We start from the raw sequence: 18,865 nt of genomic DNA, 5'->3' as shown, positions 1-18,865 counted from the left end.
GCCCCGACGATCCCCCGCTGCACGGCATTGCTGCCGGGCGCACGGGCATCAGACGGCGGTACGCGCCAGCAAAGCCACGGCTTCGGCGGCGATGCCCTCGCCACGCCCGGTAAAGCCGAGACGTTCGGTAGTCTTGCCCTTGACGTTCACCGCCTCCGGCTCGATCTCCAGATCGGCGGCGATGTTGGCCCGCATTGCTGCCGCATGCGGTGAAATCTTCGGTGCCTGGGCAATGATGGTGGCGTCGACATTGACCACGCGCCAGCCCGCCTGCCGCACCGCCGCCAGCGCCCCGCGCAGCAGCACGCGGCTATCGGCGCCGGCATGGCGCGGATCGTCGTCCGGATAAAGCCGGCCGATGTCGCCCAGGCCGGCAGCGCCGAGGATGGCGTCGGTGATCGCATGCAGCAGCGCATCCGCATCGGAATGGCCGAGCAGGCCGCGCTCATGGGGAATTTCGACCCCTCCCAGGATCAGCTTGCGACCGGCGGCAAAGGCATGCACATCAAAACCCTGCCCGATACGAAACGGCACACTCATGTCATCTCTCCCCGCTGTTGCAGTATCCACTCGGCCAGACGCTGATCCGACGGATAGGTGACTTTCAGATTGCCCGGATCGGACTTCACCAGACACGGTCTGAAGCCCAGCATTTCCATGGCGCTCGCCTCATCCGTAATGGCCTCGATGGCCTGCGCGTCCTTGCCGGACGCCAGGGCGCGCAGCAAGTCGCCATGGCGGAACATCTGCGGCGTCTGCGCCTGCCAGAGTCCGCTGCGCGGCACCGTGGCCGCGATGGTCGCAATGGCAGCATGCTCATCGGCACGCTTCAGTGTATCGGCAACCGGCAGGGCCAGAATGCCGCCATCCCCGGGAGAGTCGCGGCAAACGGTATCGATCAGGCTGTCGACTTGCGCACTCGTCAGGCAGGGCCTGGCTGCATCATGCACCAGCATCCAGTCCTCGGCGCGCACCTGGTCTGCCGTGGCGCGCAGGCCATTGAGCACCGAATCGGCGCGCGTCGCGCCACCGCAGAACAACGGCATCAGCTTGGTTCCGAACGTCGACCAGTCATGCGCAACCCAGTCGGCATCATGCGGCGACAAAACCACGAACACCCGGGAAATGCGCGCCACCCCGCACAGGGCCCGCAAACCATGCCAGATCAGCGGCCGGCCGGCCAGCGGCAGATACTGCTTGGGCTTCTCGCCGCCCATGCGCGCTCCGCTGCCGGCAGCCGGCACCAGCGCGTAAAACGCCGCGGAGGAATCCCTGGGATCGACGGGCGCAGTCACTCTCATTCCGCGATTCTAAGGGCTACAATGAAGGATCGCCAGCGTGCGCCCGTGCCACCAGTGCCACCTGTGTATCTCTGCGCAATATCCCGGCACAGGTTCAGGAGATGCGTCATGACCGGTTCGAATTCAGATTCATATTCTTCGTTCCATCGTCCCGCTGCCGTGGCCGGAAGCTTCTATCCGGCGCAGCCGCTCACGCTCGACAGTGAAATCACTGCCATGCTGGCCCGGGTCGAGCCACGAGCGGTACCGGCGCATCCCCCCAAGGCGCTGATCGTTCCTCACGCCGGCTACATCTATTCGGGGCCGATCGCCGCCAGCGCCTACGCTTGCCTGTCTGCGCTGCGCCCGGACATCCGCAAGGTCGTGCTGCTCGGTCCGGCGCATCGCATTGCCGTGCGCGGCCTGGCCCTGCCGCAAGCCAGCGCCTTCGATACGCCGCTGGGCAGCATCCCGGTCGATGCCGAACTGGCGCGAAGGGCGCTCGAATGCCCGCAGGTGCAGCGCAATGAAGCGGCCCATGCGCTGGAACATGCACTCGAAGTGCAACTACCCTTCCTGCAGCATCTGCTCGACGACTTCACCCTCCTGCCACTGGTCGTGGGCATGGCCAGCGCGCAGGAAGTGGCGGAAGTACTGGATCTCGTCTGGGGCGGAGCGGAAACCCTGATACTCATCAGTTCCGATCTCTCGCACTACCGCCCCTATGCGGAAGCCCAGCAACTCGATCAGGACACCGCCGCGCAGATCGCCGCCCTGCAGCCGCTGGGCAGCCACGAACAGGCCTGTGGCGCCACGCCGATCAACGGTCTGCTGCTGTGCGCGCAACGGCGCGGCCTGCAGGCGCGCTTGCTCGACCTGCGCAATTCCGGCGATACCGCCGGCGATCGCTCCCGCGTGGTCGGCTACGCAGCCTTTGCCTTCACCGAGCCCGCATCATGAGCCGCCCGGAACTCGGCACGGCCCTGCTGCTGATCGCCCGCCAGGCCATCGGCGAAGAATTTGGCGACGGCATCCGCAGCGCAGTACCTGCATCGCTACTCGAACTTCCGGAACTGCATCTGCCGGGGGCCAGCTTTGTCACCCTGCGGCTGGCTGGCGAATTGCGCGGCTGCATCGGCACGCTCGAAGCGCAGCGTCCGCTGCTCGACGATGTCCGCCACAATGCCCGGGCGGCCGCCTTTCTCGATACGCGCTTCAAGCCTCTGAGCGCTGCGGAGTTTCCAAAAATCAATATCGAAGTCTCGCTGCTCGACACGCCCGTGCCGCTGCACTGCGCCAGCGAAGCCGAAGCCCTGGCGCTGTTGCGACCCATGGTGGATGGCGTCATCCTCAGGTGCGGCGGGCGGCGCGCCACCTTCCTGCCCCAGGTCTGGGAAGATCTGCCCGACCCGAAGCAATTCATGGCCCAACTGAAGCGCAAGGCGGGCCTGGCCATCGACGGCTGGAACGATGACATACAACTCTCGCGTTACGAGGTGCGCAAATGGAAAGAAGCGCCGGATCAATGAACATCCAACCCGGCGAAGCCCATCCGGCACGCTGGTGGCATGCGCTCGAAGATCGCCGCATCCAGTGCGACCTCTGCCCGCGCGATTGCAAACTGCACGAAGGCCAGCGCGGCGCCTGCTTCGTTCGCGCCATGCATCAGGGTCAAATGGTGCTGACCACCTACGGACGCAGCTCGGGCTTCTGCATCGACCCGATCGAGAAAAAGCCGCTCTACAATTTTCATCCGGGCAGCAGCGTGCTCTCTTTCGGCACCGCCGGCTGCAACCTGGCCTGCAAGTTCTGCCAGAACTGGGACATTTCCAAATCACGCGAAATGGACACCCTGATGGATGCCGCCTCGCCTGCCGCCATCGCCGCAACGGCGCAACATTACGGCAGCAGGAGCGTGGCCTTCACTTATAACGACCCGGTGATTTTTGCCGAATACGCCATGGATACGGCCGATGCCTGCCATGCCTACGGCATCCAGACGGTTGCCGTCACTGCCGGCTACATCCACCCGCAACCCGCGCGCGAGTTCTTCGCCAAAATGGATGCCGCCAATATCGATCTGAAAGCCTTCAGCGATGAGTTCTACGTCAAGCTCTGCGGTGCCCGGCTGCAACCCGTGCTCGACACACTGAGCTACGTACGGCATCACACCGACTGCTGGCTGGAAATCACTACCCTGCTGATTCCCGGACAGAACGATACGGAGGACGAACTGACCGCGCTTGCCCGCTGGATCGCCAAGGAGCTGGGTCCCGATGTGCCGCTGCATTTTTCCGCTTTCCACCCAGACTACAAACTGCTCGGCACCCAGGCCACACCGGCCGTCACCTTGGCCCGCGCCCGGCGCATTGCCATGGATGCCGGCCTCAATTACGTCTATACCGGCAACGTGCATGACCAGGAAGGCGACACCACCTACTGCCCGTGCTGCCACAAGCCGGTCATCGTTCGCGACTGGTATGAAATCCTCGACTACCGGCTCGATGCCAGTGGCCACTGCCCCTGTTGCGGCCATGCCATCGCCGGACGCTTCGCGAAATTCGGCAAGCCTTTCGGCGCACGACGGATACCGGTACGGATGGCAGCGAGCAATTGAGATTTCGTCACTGCCAACCGTAACGCCGCGCAAAGTATCCTTTCATCACCTGCACCAGCAGCATGTAGGCAAGCAGGATCGCCAGCAGCCAGGGGAAATACGTCAACGGCAAGGCCGTGAGCTTGAAATGATCGGCGAAGGGCCCCATGACGATACCCAGCCCCACGAGCATCACGGCAACGCTCATGAGCATCAGTTGCCAGGATGCCCGGCTCTGCAGAAAAGGCAGCCTGCGCGTCCGGATCATATGCACGATCAGCGTTTGCGACAGCAAGCCTTCGATGAACCAGCCCGATTGAAACAGCGTTTGCGATTCGGGCGTTGCGCCGTTGGCACCGAAGACGTGCCACAGCAACAGGAAGGTCGCAATGTCGAATATCGAGCTGACCGGCCCGAAGTGGATCATGAAGTAGCCCAGGCTGCCCGGATTCCAGCGCTGCGGTGACTTGATGGATTCCTCGTCGACATGGTCGAAGGGAATGCCGATCTGCGAAATGTCGTAGAGCAGGTTCTGCACCAGCAGTTGCATCGGCAGCATCGGCAGGAAGGGCAGGAAGGCGCTGGCGATCAACACGGAAAAGACGTTGCCGAAGTTGGAACTGGCCGTCATCTTGATGTACTTGAGCATGTTGGCGAAGGTCTTGCGCCCTTCGAGCACACCCGCTTCCAGCACCATCAGGCTCTTTTCCAGCAGGATGATGTCGGCGGCCTCCTTGGCGATATCGACGGCGCTGTCCACCGAAATACCGATGTCGGCGGCACGCAGCGCGGGCGCATCGTTGATGCCGTCGCCCATGAAGCCGACGACGTGGCCCGCCTCGTGCAGTACGCGCACCACGCGCTCCTTGTGGGAGGGCGAAAGCTTGGCGAAGACGGTGGTTTTTTCCGCCGCCTCAAGCAGCGCCGCATCATGCATGGCCTCGACATCGGCACCGAGCAGCATGCCCGCCACCGGCAACCCCACCTCGCGGCAGATCTTGGCGGCCACCAGCGGATTGTCGCCGGTCAGCACCTTGACCGCGACGCCATGTTCCTTGAGCGCCTTGAGCGCAGGCGCGGCGGACTCCTTGGGCGGATCGAGAAAGGCGATATAGCCCACCAGCGTCAGCCCGCATTCATCGGCCACGCCATAGACCTCCTTGTCCGGCGGCATCTCCTTGATGGCCACGCCGACCACGCGCAAACCGTCATCGTTCAGGTCGCTGGTCACCTGAATAATGCGCGCATGGGCTGCGGGCGTCAGCGGCTCGATCAGCTCGCCATGACGAAAATGAGTGCACACCGAAACGATTTCTTCGATGGCGCCCTTGCAGATCAGCAGATGATGATCCAGGCGAAGATCCTCGTGCTCGTGCTCGGCCACCACCACGGTCATCCGGCGGCGTTGGAAGTCGAAGGGCACCTCATCGACCTTGCGATAGTTCTCGGCCGGTTTCAGCGCATGGTGCACGTGCTGGTAGTCGAGCACGGCGACATCCAGCAAATTCTTCAGTCCCGTCTGGTAGTAGCTGTTGAGGTAGGCGTATTCGAGCACTTCGGCATTTTCCGCGCCATGCACATCCGTATGCCGCTCGAGAAATATTCTGTCCTGCGTCAGCGTGCCGGTCTTGTCGGTGCACAGGATGTCCATGGCGCCGAAATTCTGGACTGCATCGAGCCGCTTGATGATGATTTTTTGTCGCGAGAGGATCAGCGCGCCCTTGGCGAGCGTCGAAGTGACGATCATCGGCAGCATTTCCGGCGTCAGGCCGACGGCGACTGCCATGGCGAAAAGAAACGCCTCCAGCCAGTCGCCCTTGGTGAAGCCGTTGATGAAGAAAACGACGGGCGACATGACCAGCATGAAGCGAATCAGCAGCCAGCTCACCCTGTTCACGTCGGCCTGAAAGGCCGTGGGTCGCCGGTCGGCTGCCGTGATGCGCTGCGCCAGATCGCCGAAATAGGTGCGCTCGCCTGTCGTCACCACCACGGCCGTCGCCGAGCCGCTGACGACATTGGTGCCCATGAAGCAGATGTTGTCGAAATCGAGCGGGTTGATTGCATCGCACTTGCGCTGATCAACGAATTTCTCGACCGGCAGCGACTCCCCCGTCATTGCCGCCTGGCTGACGAACAAATCCTTCGCGTGAAGTACGCGCAAATCCGCGGGAATCATGTCGCCGGCAGAAAGCACCACGATATCGCCGGGCACCAGTTGCTTGATCGGCAACTCCAGACTGCGCGAAACACCCGCATGCAGGCTGGCGGCGCCGGCAACGTCGCAGCGCAACACCGTTGCCGTATTCCTGACCATGGCCTTGAGTTTGTCGGCCGCCTTGTTGGACTTGGCTTCCTGAAAGAAGCGGATCGACGTCGACAGCGTCACCATGATCGAAATGACGACCGTGGCCTTGATGTCCTCGGTAAAGAAAGAAATCGTCGCCAATACCGTCAGCAGCAGGTTGAATGGATCGACATAGCAGTGCCACAGATGCTGCCACCAGGGCCGCGGCTTCTCGTGCTCGACTTCATTGGTGCCGACCACCGCGCGCAGCGCATCGGCCGCCGCTTCGCTCAGACCATCGGGATGCGTATGCAGCCGTTCCAGCAAGACCGCCGGCTCGGCCATCGCCGCTTCCGCCAGATGCCGCGCCATGCTGGCCGATACGGTTTTATCCACATCGGCATCGCCCCGCAGGTCGAGGATCGACAGACGCCGGAAGTGGCGCAGCATCGGCCGTCCCAGCACGGCATGGACGAAACTTTCTTTCAGGCGCAGGAAATCCATGCCCTTCCTCCGAGCGTTGCCGCGACTATCCACTGAAACTGGCCCATGAAAGAGGCTGTCGGCAGAATGGCCGTTGCCGAAGTCAGCGCTTCAGAACTTCAGGCCGTGTGTTCCCGGTGCTCCGCATGCTGCGCGATGTAGTGCTTGATCGACTGGACATTTGCCTCCATGACCTCGAAGCGCTGCGGCAAATCCTCGATGCCCTGCATGGCGGACGGACGTTCCGGTTCGCGGCCCAGGGCTTCCCGGATGGTGTCGGCAAACTTGCAGGGCTGGGCCGTTTCCAGACACACCAGCGGCACGCCGGGTTCGCGCCGTTCCAGCCCCACCTTGATGCCGTCGGCGGTATGGGTGTCGATCGTGACGCCGTACTTCTCATGCACCGTGCGAATGGTGGCCAGGCGGTCGGCGTGCGTGCTGCGCCCGGAGACGAAGCCGAATTCCCGGAGGCGCGCGAAATGCGCCGTGCCCGCCAGATCGAAAGCCCCCCCCGCGTCCACCTTGTCCCACAGCTCGCGCACCATGGCGGCATCGCGGCCCACCAGATCGAAAACGAAGCGCTCGAAGTTGGAAGCCTTGGAAATGTCCATCGACGGGCTGCTGGTGTGGAAAGTCTGCGCCGTGCCGCGCGGCCGGTAGGCGCCGCTCCTGAAGAACTCGTCGAGGACGTCGTTTTCGTTGGTGGCGAGAATCAACTGGCGGATCGGCAGACCCATCATGCGCGCGATGTGGCCGGCGCAGATGTTGCCGAAGTTGCCCGACGGCACGCTGAAGCTGACCTGCTCGTCGTTCGACGCCGTTGCCGCAAAATAGCCCTTGAAGTAATACACGATCTGCGCGGCGACGCGCGCCCAGTTGATCGAGTTGACCGTGCCGATCTTGTACTGCTCCTTGAAGGCGTGATCGTTGCTGACCGCCTTGACCATGTCCTGGCAGTCGTCGAAGACGCCCTTGACGGCGATGTTGTAGATGTTCGGATCCTGCAACGAGAACATCTGTGCCGTCTGGAAGCGGCTCATCTTGCCGTGCGGCGAAAGCATGAAGACGCGGATGCCGCGCTTGCCGCGCATCGCGTATTCGGCCGAGGAGCCGGTGTCGCCCGAGGTCGCGCCGAGGATGTTGAGCTCGGCGCCGGTCTTGCCCAGCGCGTACTCGAACAGGTTGCCGAGCAGCTGCATGGCCATGTCCTTGAAGGCCAGCGTCGGACCATTGGAAAGCTCGAGGATGTGCAGGCCGGGTTCGAGCGTGCGCAGCGGCGTGATCTGCCGCGCTTCCTGCGGGTCTTCGCCCGGCCGGGTGTTGCGATACACGGCCGGCGTATAGGTGCGGGCGAGCAGTATTTCGAGGTCATGCGCGGGAATGTCGTCGATGAACTTGCTCAACACCTGGAACGCCAGTTCGTGATACGGCAGATTGCGCCAGGCCGCGAGTTCCTCCGGCCTCACGCGCGGATAGCGCTCCGGCAGATACAGGCCGCCATCCGGCGCCAGGCCGGCGAGGAGAATTTCAGTGAAGGTTCGGCTGGGTGAATTGCCGCGCGTGCTGAAATAGCGCATGGGTCATTCCGGTAAATGAAGGAGTTACTTGTCGAGCTCTTCCAGGCGCAGGCGGATCACCTTGCGCTTGACCACCGGCAGCGCCTCGATGCGGACGATGGCTGCTTCGATCTGCTTCTCGCGGGTCAGGTGGGTGAGCATGATGATGTCGGTCTGCGGCTCGTTTTCGCCCGGCTCGCGCTGGATCATGGCATCGATGGAAATATTCTGATCGGCCAGGATGCGTGTGATGTCGGCCAGCACGCCGGGCTGGTCATCGACGCGCAGGCGCAGGTAGTAGCTGGTTTCCACTTCGGCCAGCGGCAGGATCGGCGTGTCCTGCAAGGCATCCGGCTGGAAGGCCAGGTGCGGCACGCGATGCTCGGGATCGGCCGTCTGCATGCGCGCCACATCGACGAGATCGGCAATCACTGCCGAGGCCGTCGGTTCGGCACCCGCGCCCTTGCCGTAATACAAAGTGGCGCCGACCGCATCGCCCTGCACCAGCACGGCGTTCATCGCGCCTTCGACATTGGCGATCAGGCGGCGTTCGGGAATCAGCGTCGGATGCACGCGCAGCTCGATGCCGTTTTCCTTGCGCTTGGTGATGCCCAGCAGCTTGATGCGATAGCCGAGCTGCTCGGCGTATTTGATGTCTTCCGCTTCGAGCTGGCTGATGCCCTCGATGTGCGCGCGGTCGAACTGCATCGGGATGCCGAAGGCGATCGCCGCCATGATGGTCAGCTTGTGCGCGGCATCGACGCCCTCGACGTCGAAGGTCGGATCGGCTTCGGCATAGCCCAGGCGCTGCGCTTCCTTCAGCACCTCGGCGAACGGCAGACCCTTGTCGCGCATCTCGGAGAGGATGAAATTGGTCGTGCCATTGATGATGCCGGCAATCCACTGGATGCGATTGGCCGTCAAGCCCTCGCGCAGCGCCTTGATGATCGGCACCCCGCCGGCCACCGCCGCCTCGAAACCGATCATCACGCCCTTGGCGCTCGCAGCGGCAAAGATTTCGTTGCCATGCTTGGCCAGCAGCGCCTTGTTGGCGGTGACGACGTGCTTGCCGTGCTCGATGGCCTTGAGTACCAGATCCCTGGCCACGCCGACGCCGCCGATCAGTTCGACGACGATATCGACCTCCGGATCGCCGACCACGCTGAAGGCGTCATCGACCAATCGTGCCGCGCCCTGGGTCGCCTGCCGGGCCAGCTCGAGATTCTTGTCGGCCACGACGCTGATGCGAATCGGCCGCCCGGCACGGCGGGTGATTTCCGCCTCGTTGCGGGTCAAGACAGTGTAGGTACCGCCACCGACGGTACCGATACCCAGGAGTCCTACGTTGATGGGTTTCATTGTTTATTCTGCGAAGAGTAAGAAGTCAGGCGTAAGTGGCAAGGGAAGCAAGGGAGGCAAGAACTGGATGAGCACGGCAACACCTCGCCTCATCCCTCGCTCCCCACGAAAATCAGGTTCCGTGACGTTTGCGGTAGCCGTCGAGAAAGCGCGCGACGCGGCCGAGCGCTTCGGTCAGGTCATCGACGTTCGGCAGAAAGACGACGCGAAAATGATCGGGCGTCGGCCAGTTGAAGCCACTGCCCTGCACCAGCAGCACACGCTCCTGCTCGAGCAGTTCGAGGATGAAGCGCTGGTCGTCGTCGATGGGATACATCTGCGGATCGAGGCGCGGGAACAAATACATCGCCGCCTGCGGTTTGACGCAGCTTACGCCGGGCATGTCGTTGAGCATGCGCCAGGCCAGGTCGCGCTGACGACACAGGCGGCCACCGGGGGCCACCAGGTCGTTGATGCTCTGATAGCCGCCGAGCGCGGTCTGGATGCCGAACTGCGCCGGCACGTTGGCGCATAGACGCATCGAGGCCAGCATGTTGAGGCCTTCGATGTAGTCCTGGGCATGACGCTTCTCGCCGGAAACCACCAGCCAGCCAGCGCGGAAACCGGCCGCGCGGTAATTCTTCGACAGGCCGTTGAAGGTGATGCACAGCACGTCGCCGGCCAGCGAGGCGATCGAGGTATGCGTCGCGCCGTCGTAGAGCACCTTGTCGTAAATCTCGTCGGCATAGATGATCAACTGATGCTGGCGGGCGATCTCGACGATCTCCTTCAGCAGCTCGGCCGGATACAGCGCGCCCGTCGGATTGTTCGGATTGATGATGACGATGGCGCGCGTGCGGCTGTTGATCTTGCTGCGGATGTCATCCAGATCGGGCTGCCAGCCGGCTCCCTCGTCGCACATGTAATGGGTCGCCGTGCCGCCCGACAGGCTCACCGCCGCAGTCCACAAGGGGTAATCCGGCGCCGGCACCAGCACTTCGTCGCCGGCATCGAGCAGCGCGTTCATCGCCATCACGATGAGCTCGGAAACGCCATTGCCGATGTAGATGTCCTCGACCTGCACGCCGGGAATGTTTTTTTCCTGCGTATAGTGCATGATCGCCTTGCGCGCGGCGAACAGGCCCTTGGAATCGCTGTAGCCGGAAGCCTCGGGCAGGTTGAGGATGACGTCCTGGATGATTTCTTCCGGCGCGACGAAGCCGAAAGGCGCCGGGTTGCCGATGTTCAGCTTGATGATGCGATGCCCCTCCTCCTCCATCTGCCTGGCGCGCGCCAGCACCGGCCCACGGATGTCGTAGCAGACATTGGCCAGCTTGGCAGACTTCATCACGGGTTGCATCGAACGAACCATCCTTCCTGGGTAATGGAAATCCCAAATCCCTTGTCTTTCAAGGGAGAGCAAGAGCTTCGCCCTGCTTCGGCCAACCGCAGGGCAAAGGATATAATCTTACCGAAGCTCACCCCGTGCCGCAAACCGTCGTGGCCGCCTTCACGCTTGCACTTCACGCTCGATGAAACTCCATCGCGATCTGAATATCGGCCAGAACGTCGTTACCGCCTACGGCACGGACCATATCGACATCAACGGCCAGCGCCATGAAACCAGCCTGTTGCTGCTGCCGCGGCAGATTCTCCAGCCATGGGCGGACGCCGGCTTTGCCGCGTTGGGCGCCGAGGATTTCCGCCCGGTCATCGAACTGGGCTGCGAAATCCTGCTCCTGGGCACCGGCCGCCAGCAGCGTTTCCCGCCACCCGCATTGCTGCGCGAACTGATGGCAGCGCGCATCGGCGTTGAAGTCATGGATACCGGCGCTGCCTGCCGTACTTTCAACATCCTCGCCGCCGAAGGCCGCAACGCGGCCGCCGCGCTGCTGCTCGAATGATGCGGGCGGCAACATACGCAAACCACCGCGCCGCCGCAGCCGCGCCCTTGTGAGCAAACCGAAACCATGAGCTCCGTCAGCTTCCTTCTGATCATCGGCGGTGTCCTGCTGAACGCCTGCGGCCAACTGCTGCTGAAGGCCGGCACCAATGCCGTCGGCCATTTCGATTTTCATCTCGACAATCTACTGCCGGTAGGCCTCAAGCTCGCCTTCCAGCCGTACATCATGAGCGGCGTGGCCTGCTACGTCGTCAGCCTGGTGGTCTGGATCATGGCGCTGTCGCGCGTGCCGGTGAGCATCGCCTATCCGATGCTGTCCATCGGCTACGTCATCAATGCCTTCGTCGCCTGGCAATGGTTCGGCGAGCCGCTGTCGGCACAGAAACTGCTGGGGATCGGCTTCATCGTGATCGGCGTTTATGTGGTGGCGCGTTCATGATGCAATGCGTGAGTCCTCCCCATCGCCTTACACACCCGTCGTACCCCGATACGCCGCCTGGCTGCTCAGGAGTTCAACTTGAAACTTGCCCTGAAAATTGACGTAAACACCTGGCGCGGCACGCTGCAAGGCGTCCCTCGCCTGATCGAAGTCCTGCAGCGCCACGAAGCCGAGGCCAGCTTCTTCCTTGCCCTCGGCCCCGATCACAGTGGGCGCGCATTGAAGCACGCTTTTCGTCCTGGCCACACTGCGCTCCTCTCGCATTACGGCATCAAGACGCTGCTCTACGGCACGCTGCTGCCCGGCCCCGACATCGGCCGCAGTTGCGCGGAAATCCTGCGCAGTGTGCGTGATGCCGGTTTCGAAGTCGGCATCCAATGCTGGGATCGCGTTCGCTGGCAGGATGGCATCGAACACGCCGACAGCCGCTGGACCGAACGCGAAATGCAGCAGGCCTGCAAGCGCTTCGAGGAAATCTTCGACAGCCCGGCCAAGGCCCACGCTGCCGCCGGCTGGCAGATGAACGCCCAGGCCTTGCGCCTGACGCAGCGCCTGGGCTTCGACTACGCCTGCGACACGCGCGGCACGCATCCCTACATGCCGGTCTATCGCGGCGAAGTGATTCACTGCCCGCAACTGCCGACGACCCTGCCGACCATCGACGAGCTGATCGGTCCTGGCGGCCTCGGCCTGAATGTCGACAACGTCCACGAGCATCTGCTCGATCTCACCCAGGAGACGCTGCCGTCCGGCCACGTCTTCACGCTGCGCGCCGAACTGGAGGGCATGAAGCTGCTGCCGGTCTTCGAAAAACTGCTCACTGGCTGGCGTGAGCAGGGCTATACATTGACTTCGACTCGCGCTATCTTTGCCTCGCTGGATGCAGCCATGCTGCCGCGTCATGAAGTCGTGCGCGGCATGCTGGCTCCAGCATCGGAAGGTCACAGGAAACGCAGGAAAACGCTGATGTTGCAAGGCGAACCCTTTCTCGATACCTGGAATCTCGCCGCCGCATGAAGCCGACACGACACATGTCAAAAGGGAAACGATGATCGACCAGCCCGTTGCCGATTTCACCCTGGACGCCACTGGCGGCCAACCCTTTCAACTCTCCGCCGCTCGCGGCGCTCCGCTGGTCATTTACTTCTACCCCAAGGACAGCACGCCCGGCTGCACCAACGAAGCCGGGCAGTTCCGCGATCTGCATGCGGCGTTTGCCCGCCTCGGCTGCACGATCGTCGGCATCTCGCGCGACGGCATCAAATCCCACGAAAACTTCAAGGCCAAACTCGGCCTGCCATTCGAGCTGCTGAGCGACGGGGAAGAAGTCGCCTGCAACCTCTTCGGCGTCATCAAGCAGAAGAAGCTCTACGGCAAGCTGGTGCGCGGCATCGAGCGCAGCACCTTCCTGCTCGACCGCCATGGCGTGCTGCGCCGTGAATGGCGCGGCATCAAGGTGGACGGCCACGCCGCCGAAGTCCTCGAGGCCGTCGCCGGCCTGTAGCAGTGCAACATCACAACGACAACACGCCTTCCTCCAACTTCCAGCGAAATGATGATGAACGCAAAAAAATCCGCCGCCGGCAAAGCCCCTGCAAACCGTCCGCAGAACAAACTGTTCGTCCTCGATACCAACGTGCTGATGCACGATCCCCTGAGCCTTTTCCGCTTCGAGGAGCATGACATCTATGTTCCGATGATGACGCTCGAAGAGCTCGACGCCAACAAGAAGGGCATGACCGAAGTCGCGCGCAACACGCGTCAGGCCAGCCGTCTGCTCGATGAAATCATCAGCGACTACGGCGAAACGCTCGATATCCGGGAAGGTATCCCCCTTGCCGCGCCATCGCGCCAGCTTGCCAGCGGCCGTCTGTTCATGCAGACCGAGGCCATCGACAACAATATCCCGCACGCCCTGCCGACCGGCAAGGCCGACAACCAGATCATCTCGGTCGCGCTACACCTCTGCGAAAAATTTCCCGGGCGCCCCGTCATCCTGGTGTCGAAAGACATCAACATGCGCATCAAGGCACGCGCCCTCGGGCTGGCCGCGCAGGACTACTTCAACGACAAGGTGCTCGAAGACACCGACCTGCTCTACACCGGCACGCGCGAACTGCCCGCCGACTTCTGGGACAAGCACGGCAAGGGACTCGAATCCTGGAAGCAGGAAACCCACACCTTCTACCGCATCAAGGGCCCACTCTGCAAAGACCTGCTGATCAACGAACACGTCTGGCAGGAAGGCGACCAGCCGCTCTACGCCTGGGTGCGGGAAGCCGACCTGAAGAGCGCCGTGCTCGAAACCCTGGTTGACTACAACCATCAGAAGAACGCCGTCTGGGGCATCACCGCGCGCAATCGCGAACAGAACTTCGCGCTCAACCTGCTGATGAATCCCGATATCGACTTCGTCACCCTGCTCGGCCAGGCCGGCACCGGCAAAACGCTGCTGACGCTCGCTGCCGGCCTGACGCAGGTACTCGATACCAAGCGCTATTCCGAAATCATCATGACCCGCGTCACCGTCCCCGTCGGCGAAGACATCGGCTTCCTGCCCGGCACCGAGGAAGAAAAGATGACGCCGTGGATGGGCGCGCTCGACGACAACCTCGACGTCCTCAACCGCCCGCCCGAAGAAGCCAGCGGCGCCTTGACCACCGCCAGCGGCGACTGGGGCCGCGCCGCAACCATGGACCTGATCCGCAGCCGCATCAAGATCAAGTCGCTCAACTTCATGCGCGGCCGCACCTTCATGAACAAATTCCTCATCATCGACGAAGCGCAGAACCTCACGCCCAAGCAGATGAAAACGCTCATCACCCGCGCCGGCCCCGGCACCAAGGTGGTCTGCATGGGCAACATCGCGCAGATCGACACCCCCTATCTCACCGAAGGCAGTTCCGGCCTCACCTACGTCGTCGACCGTTTCAAGGGCTGGCCCCATGCCGGGCACATCACCCTGCAACGCGGCGAACGCTCGCGGCTGGCCGATCATGCGGCGGAAATACTTTGACCCAGCCCCGAATGGAGCAAGTCATGAAGAACTATCCCGAGCACTACAAAGAACTCAACGTCTGGATGGACAAGCTCGGGCTGGACATGCCGGATGTGATGAAAGGTTTCGGCAAGCTGCATGAAGCCGCGCTCAAGCCCGGCGCGCTGGACAGTAAAACCAAGGAACTGATCGCACTGGGCATCGCCATCACCGTGCGCTGCGACGGCTGCATTTCCTACCATGTGCACGACGCCCTGCAAGCCGGCGCCAGCAAGGAAGAAATCGCCGAAACCGTCTCCGTCTCCATCCTCATGGGCGGCGGCCCATCGGTGGTCTACGGCATCGAAGCCATGCAGGCACTCAGCCAGTATCAGGCGCAAGGTATCTAGGGATGCCAACAGTCGGATGCGGTTATTCCAGCCGAATCCGCTCCTGGAACCACGTCCAATGAATGACAGAGACTCGACCTTGTGGACCAGGACATTTACGTGTCCACAACCTCATAACGGCAATACACGATCCTCTCCATGCTGCTCGATCGCTGCCGCCCCCGCTCCCTGGCGGATCTGCGCCAATGGAATACCAACAGCTACCTGAAACTCAACGACAAGCCCCGAACGCGCAACCTGTACCGCCTGCGCGAACTGGAACTGGTCAAAGCGTGCGAACATCAAAACCATCCGTCAGCATGACTTGGGCAGCCCTAAGTGCAACAAGGGCTTAGCCTTTCGGCTAAGCCCTTGTTTTTATTGGTAGGCCGTGTAGGGATCGAACCTACGACCAACGGATTAAGAGGAGCAGAATCGCCGCCATTGTCCCATACAATCAATACCTTGCGATGCGCGCATTTGTTGCACGAAGTGCTACGAAGTATAGACATCAAGGAGTTACAGACTCACGGAGCTACGAAATCGCTACGTTCCACATTGCGCCCATGCCATGCGCTGCACTACAGCCGGAAGCGGTAGCCGTGGTTACCGTTATAGATATAAGTGGCGTAGTTGCTCCAACAATTGCGGGGCGACGCCAAGATCGAATCTCAGCCGTGGATTGATTTTGAGTTGGTAAAATTTAGGAAATTACAATATGTTGCCCCTATCTTTCCAGGCTGATTAAACAAACAGGATGCCACTTATGCCGGATGCAACAGTCGATCTACGAAACGAACTCCTGGAAAAGCATAGGAATTTGATGCTTGGCGAAGCCAATGAAGCTGCGACTCGGCTGAAGGTAATAGATAGGATTCTTCGAGATATCCTCCAATGGGAAGATGAAGACATCAACCCCGAAGAACGCGTTTCGGAAGACGGTAAGACAACGTTTTCAGACTATGTATTGAGAACCGCAAACACAGCCCTTGTAGTTGAAGCCAAGAAAGCAGCCGCAAATTTTGTCGTTGCAAGCAATGCGAGGAAGCAAAAACTAAACGCGGCGTTCGTCTCAGGGGAACTCGGCGACGCAATAATTCAAGCTAGGGATTACGCTCGAAAGCTCGGCATTGAGTTTGCAGCTGTTACAAACGGCGCCATTTGGGTCATTTTCCCCGCCCAGCGTCATGACGTTGTACGGTTCAACGAGTCCTATGCGTTCGTTTTTCCCTCATTAGAGTCTGCGCTTCATGACGATTTCCAGGAATTCGTTAGTCTTCTATCGCGCGATGCGGTGGTTGATGGATCACTAGAAAGCGCTCTAATCGGTCGCTCCGAAAATCAATTCGGAGCACGAAAGCTTGGAAATGCGTTCAGTCCATCGCATCGAGAGATTTCTCGAAATGCGATCTATCCGCTTATTGAGGAGGCCGTAACTGCGGCTTTCTCAGATTCAATTTCAGAGTTTGACGGAGATCTCTTAGAGAAGTGCTACGTCTCAACCCCTGACACTACGAAATTTGATCAGCGAATTAGCCTCCATATTTCAAAGAGGGACCATTTATTTAGCACGGCGCCAGTCCGCCCCATGAAGTCTTCGGAAAGCAACTATCTTAAGGACCGATTGGCTAATTCGATCTCAAAAGCACGACCACTTGCCATATTGCTCCTTGGCACGGTTGGTGCCGGAAAGACGACATTTCTGCACTACACGAGAAAAGTCAAAGCCCGAAAGTTGTTTGAGCCAAGCAAGAACCACAATTACGCTCATTGGATATACATCGATTTCAGAGATTGCCCGGACCCAAGATTATCGGTGCAATTTATCTACGAGTGCGTCCGAGACTACATGATCAAGGACGACTATTTTTCAGACTACGGCAGATGCGTTGGCAAGGCCTTCAAGAAAGAGATCGATGGGTTAAGAAAAGGCCCAATGCACTTGATTTCCGCTAACAAGGAATTATTCGACAAGGCCGTGTCAGACCTAATGCTTTCGGAATATGCTCGTGTCACCCCGTATGTTGACCGAATTCTGAAATATGCGTCAACTGAATGCTCTGTCTTCTTGGTAATTGACAATATTGATCAAATAGAGAATGAAGCGGACCAATCGACCATTTTTGGAGAGGCCATATCGCTCGCACATAAACTGGGAATAAACCTTGTTATGGCGATGCGCGGTGGCACATATGCGCGACACAAGAACTCTCCGACGTTCGATGCCTTCGATTTTGATCCTCTGCAAATTGACCCACCAATTATTTCCTCCGTCCTTTCTCGGCGATTTCATCTCTGTAAGCAGTTGCTTGATGGTCAAAAGGGGCAGTTCACAGCCGAAAATGGTGCACTAGTTAAGTTGGATAATGTTGCGGCTATCATAGATCTTGTACAAGCGTCGGTGCTGGGCACTGAAATTGGAAATCGCATTGAGGTATTAGCGGCAGATGATGTAAGGTTTGCCCTAAGAATGACCCGAGAGTTTTTGGAGTATGGGTATTCCAATTTTGGAAATGCCTGGGACGCTCACCGGCGCGGCGAAAAGTATGTGCTACCAAAACATGAGGCGTTTAGAGCCATATTACTCGGCAACAGAAATGTTTACTCGGAAGAATACTCGCCGATTGGCAATCCATTCGACGCAAGGCTGTCGATAAACAGCACTCAGCTATTAAGACTCTATGTACTAACAGGAATCGTTAACTGTGCCTCAACAGCCACATTTAGGCATATCGATGGCACTGCCATCCTTGAATGCCTTCGAAGGATTGGCTTCGGTGACGCGGTCGTTCTGCGAGTCTTAACGGACTTGTGCAGGTTTCGATTCATACATACGTCATCTCAAAACATTCCCGATCTTCATTCTAGCTTTGTGCCAAGCAGGCTGGGTGGATATGTCGTTCGCGACTTGATCGCATATTTTCCCTTCCTAGAGAACCTGATGTTCGATACCTATATATCCGACAGTCATGTATGGGATCAGCTTCGAAACCTTAGCCATGAGATCGACTCACAGCGCGACCGAGTTAACAGGGTCGACCGTCGGATAGAAAGAGTACGGATCTTTGTGGATTACCTCTCGAAATTGTACGAACCTCTTCAGTTGGAAAGCCAAAAACGGAATCTACCTGCTGAATGGTGCTCTAATCCGTTCATAGACACGAAAGGTTTGAGGGAAAAAGAACTGACCCGAGTCGCCAACTCTGTCCGGCGTGTCTATGGGGGTACATCCGGGGACGATACCGACAATGAATGATCGCAGAGGATTGCGAACGCTGGCATTGAAGACTTTGATGCCGAAGGAGCTGGTCAACACGTTCGACGTCTCGTCCGGCCAACAATCGTAGATGACAAATGCCCTCCACCGAGACCAGCAGGCGATCTTACAGAGGCTCATAAATCCCTTTCTGGATGCCTCTTGAAGTTATCCAGAAAGGGAAGGCCGGAGGCCGGTTTATGAGAGCGGTAAGTCGCCGTCGCGGGTACAAGCACCATCCGTATCAATGTAATGTCATTCCGGCCGAGCTCCGCCCCCTCCCTATAGACGGTTTTCTAGGAAGATGAGAATTGCATTGAACTTCTTGACGACAACAATCTTCTTCTGATATCGTCAATATCGA

The 18,865-nt window shown here is 60.0% G+C and carries 17 protein-coding genes and 1 tRNA gene; 11 read left to right on the top strand and 7 right to left on the bottom strand.

Annotated elements, in window-relative coordinates:
• Nucleotides 1-48 precede the first annotated feature (48 nt).
• Both ispF and ispD read right to left on the bottom strand, forming a co-directional pair.
• Nucleotides 49-540 (bottom strand): 2-C-methyl-D-erythritol 2,4-cyclodiphosphate synthase, encoded by a 492-nt coding sequence (gene ispF, locus SDENCHOL_RS06220; RefSeq protein WP_154716448.1) that lies wholly within the window; start codon nucleotides 538-540, stop codon nucleotides 49-51.
• Nucleotides 537-1,301 carry a 2-C-methyl-D-erythritol 4-phosphate cytidylyltransferase gene (gene ispD, locus SDENCHOL_RS06215; RefSeq protein WP_154716447.1) on the bottom strand — a complete coding sequence of 255 codons (765 nt, stop codon included), beginning with the start codon at nucleotides 1,299-1,301 and terminating at the stop codon, nucleotides 537-539. The genes ispF and ispD overlap by 4 nt, the downstream gene beginning before the upstream one ends.
• A 159-nt stretch (nucleotides 1,302-1,460) precedes the next feature.
• Here ispD and amrB point away from each other — a divergent pair, with 159 nt between their 5' ends.
• From amrB to amrS, 3 genes are read left to right on the top strand one after another with little or no spacing between them, the layout of a single operon-like run.
• Nucleotides 1,461-2,240 (top strand): AmmeMemoRadiSam system protein B, encoded by a 780-nt coding sequence (gene amrB, locus SDENCHOL_RS06210; protein WP_231912923.1) that lies wholly within the window; start codon nucleotides 1,461-1,463, stop codon nucleotides 2,238-2,240.
• Nucleotides 2,237-2,809, top strand: a complete 573-nt coding sequence (gene amrA, locus SDENCHOL_RS06205; protein ID WP_154716446.1) for an AmmeMemoRadiSam system protein A — start codon at nucleotides 2,237-2,239, stop codon at nucleotides 2,807-2,809. Before amrB ends, amrA begins: the two co-directional genes overlap by 4 nt.
• Nucleotides 2,806-3,897, top strand: coding sequence for an AmmeMemoRadiSam system radical SAM enzyme (amrS, locus tag SDENCHOL_RS06200; protein WP_154716445.1), 1,092 nt, complete (start codon nucleotides 2,806-2,808; stop codon nucleotides 3,895-3,897). Before amrA ends, amrS begins: the two co-directional genes overlap by 4 nt.
• Before the next feature lie 7 nt (nucleotides 3,898-3,904).
• Here the strand turns inward: amrS and mgtA are convergent, their stop codons facing one another.
• From mgtA to SDENCHOL_RS06180, 4 genes are all read right to left on the bottom strand, one after another.
• A complete protein-coding gene (gene mgtA / locus SDENCHOL_RS06195) occupies nucleotides 3,905-6,664 on the bottom strand; it encodes a magnesium-translocating P-type ATPase (RefSeq protein WP_154716444.1) in 2,760 nt (919 codons plus the stop codon).
• A gap of 98 nt (nucleotides 6,665-6,762) precedes the next feature.
• Complete coding sequence (thrC, locus tag SDENCHOL_RS06190) at nucleotides 6,763-8,220, bottom strand: threonine synthase (RefSeq protein WP_154716443.1); 1,458 nt, start codon at nucleotides 8,218-8,220, stop codon at nucleotides 6,763-6,765.
• A gap of 24 nt (nucleotides 8,221-8,244) precedes the next feature.
• Nucleotides 8,245-9,558, bottom strand: coding sequence for a homoserine dehydrogenase (locus tag SDENCHOL_RS06185; RefSeq protein WP_154716442.1), 1,314 nt, complete (start codon nucleotides 9,556-9,558; stop codon nucleotides 8,245-8,247).
• Nucleotides 9,559-9,670: 112 nt separating this feature from the next.
• On the bottom strand, nucleotides 9,671-10,897 hold the full coding sequence (locus tag SDENCHOL_RS06180) for a pyridoxal phosphate-dependent aminotransferase (protein WP_154716441.1): 1,227 nt from the start codon (nucleotides 10,895-10,897) through the stop codon (nucleotides 9,671-9,673).
• 172 nt (nucleotides 10,898-11,069) lie between these two features.
• Here SDENCHOL_RS06180 and SDENCHOL_RS06175 point away from each other — a divergent pair, with 172 nt between their 5' ends.
• The 7 genes from SDENCHOL_RS06175 (at nucleotide 11,070) to SDENCHOL_RS06145 (ending at nucleotide 15,569) form a co-directional block, all read left to right on the top strand.
• Nucleotides 11,070-11,441: an Mth938-like domain-containing protein gene (locus tag SDENCHOL_RS06175; RefSeq protein ID WP_154716440.1), complete on the top strand. Its 372-nt coding sequence runs from the start codon at nucleotides 11,070-11,072 to the stop codon at nucleotides 11,439-11,441.
• Between the two features lie 66 nt (nucleotides 11,442-11,507).
• Nucleotides 11,508-11,879 carry an SMR family transporter gene (locus tag SDENCHOL_RS06170; RefSeq protein ID WP_154716439.1) on the top strand — a complete coding sequence of 124 codons (372 nt, stop codon included), beginning with the start codon at nucleotides 11,508-11,510 and terminating at the stop codon, nucleotides 11,877-11,879.
• Nucleotides 11,880-11,957: 78 nt separating this feature from the next.
• Nucleotides 11,958-12,896 (top strand): polysaccharide deacetylase family protein, encoded by a 939-nt coding sequence (locus tag SDENCHOL_RS06165; RefSeq protein WP_154716438.1) that lies wholly within the window; start codon nucleotides 11,958-11,960, stop codon nucleotides 12,894-12,896.
• Between the two features lie 31 nt (nucleotides 12,897-12,927).
• Nucleotides 12,928-13,383 (top strand): peroxiredoxin, encoded by a 456-nt coding sequence (locus SDENCHOL_RS06160; RefSeq protein WP_154716437.1) that lies wholly within the window; start codon nucleotides 12,928-12,930, stop codon nucleotides 13,381-13,383.
• A 54-nt stretch (nucleotides 13,384-13,437) separates the two neighbouring features.
• The gene (locus SDENCHOL_RS06155) at nucleotides 13,438-14,895 is read left to right on the top strand and encodes a PhoH family protein (protein WP_154717379.1); all 1,458 of its coding nucleotides are present in this window, start codon (nucleotides 13,438-13,440) and stop codon (nucleotides 14,893-14,895) included.
• Nucleotides 14,896-14,918: 23 nt separating this feature from the next.
• The gene (locus tag SDENCHOL_RS06150; protein ID WP_197706860.1) at nucleotides 14,919-15,266 is read left to right on the top strand and encodes a carboxymuconolactone decarboxylase family protein; all 348 of its coding nucleotides are present in this window, start codon (nucleotides 14,919-14,921) and stop codon (nucleotides 15,264-15,266) included.
• A gap of 138 nt (nucleotides 15,267-15,404) precedes the next feature.
• A complete protein-coding gene (locus tag SDENCHOL_RS06145) occupies nucleotides 15,405-15,569 on the top strand; it encodes a hypothetical protein (protein WP_154716436.1) in 165 nt (54 codons plus the stop codon).
• A gap of 58 nt (nucleotides 15,570-15,627) precedes the next feature.
• Here SDENCHOL_RS06145 and SDENCHOL_RS06140 read toward each other — a convergent pair.
• Nucleotides 15,628-15,711, bottom strand: a tRNA-OTHER gene (locus tag SDENCHOL_RS06140).
• A 300-nt stretch (nucleotides 15,712-16,011) separates the two neighbouring features.
• Here SDENCHOL_RS06140 and SDENCHOL_RS06135 point away from each other — a divergent pair.
• Nucleotides 16,012-18,501, top strand: a complete 2,490-nt coding sequence (locus SDENCHOL_RS06135; protein WP_154716435.1) for a hypothetical protein — start codon at nucleotides 16,012-16,014, stop codon at nucleotides 18,499-18,501.
• Nucleotides 18,502-18,865: the final 364 nt, after the last annotated feature.

The organism is Sterolibacterium denitrificans (assembly GCF_900174485.1).
Lineage (GTDB): Bacteria > Pseudomonadota > Gammaproteobacteria > Burkholderiales > Rhodocyclaceae > Sterolibacterium > Sterolibacterium denitrificans.
Note: the sequence above shows the minus strand (reverse complement) of the source record. Positions and strands in the feature narration are given on the sequence as shown.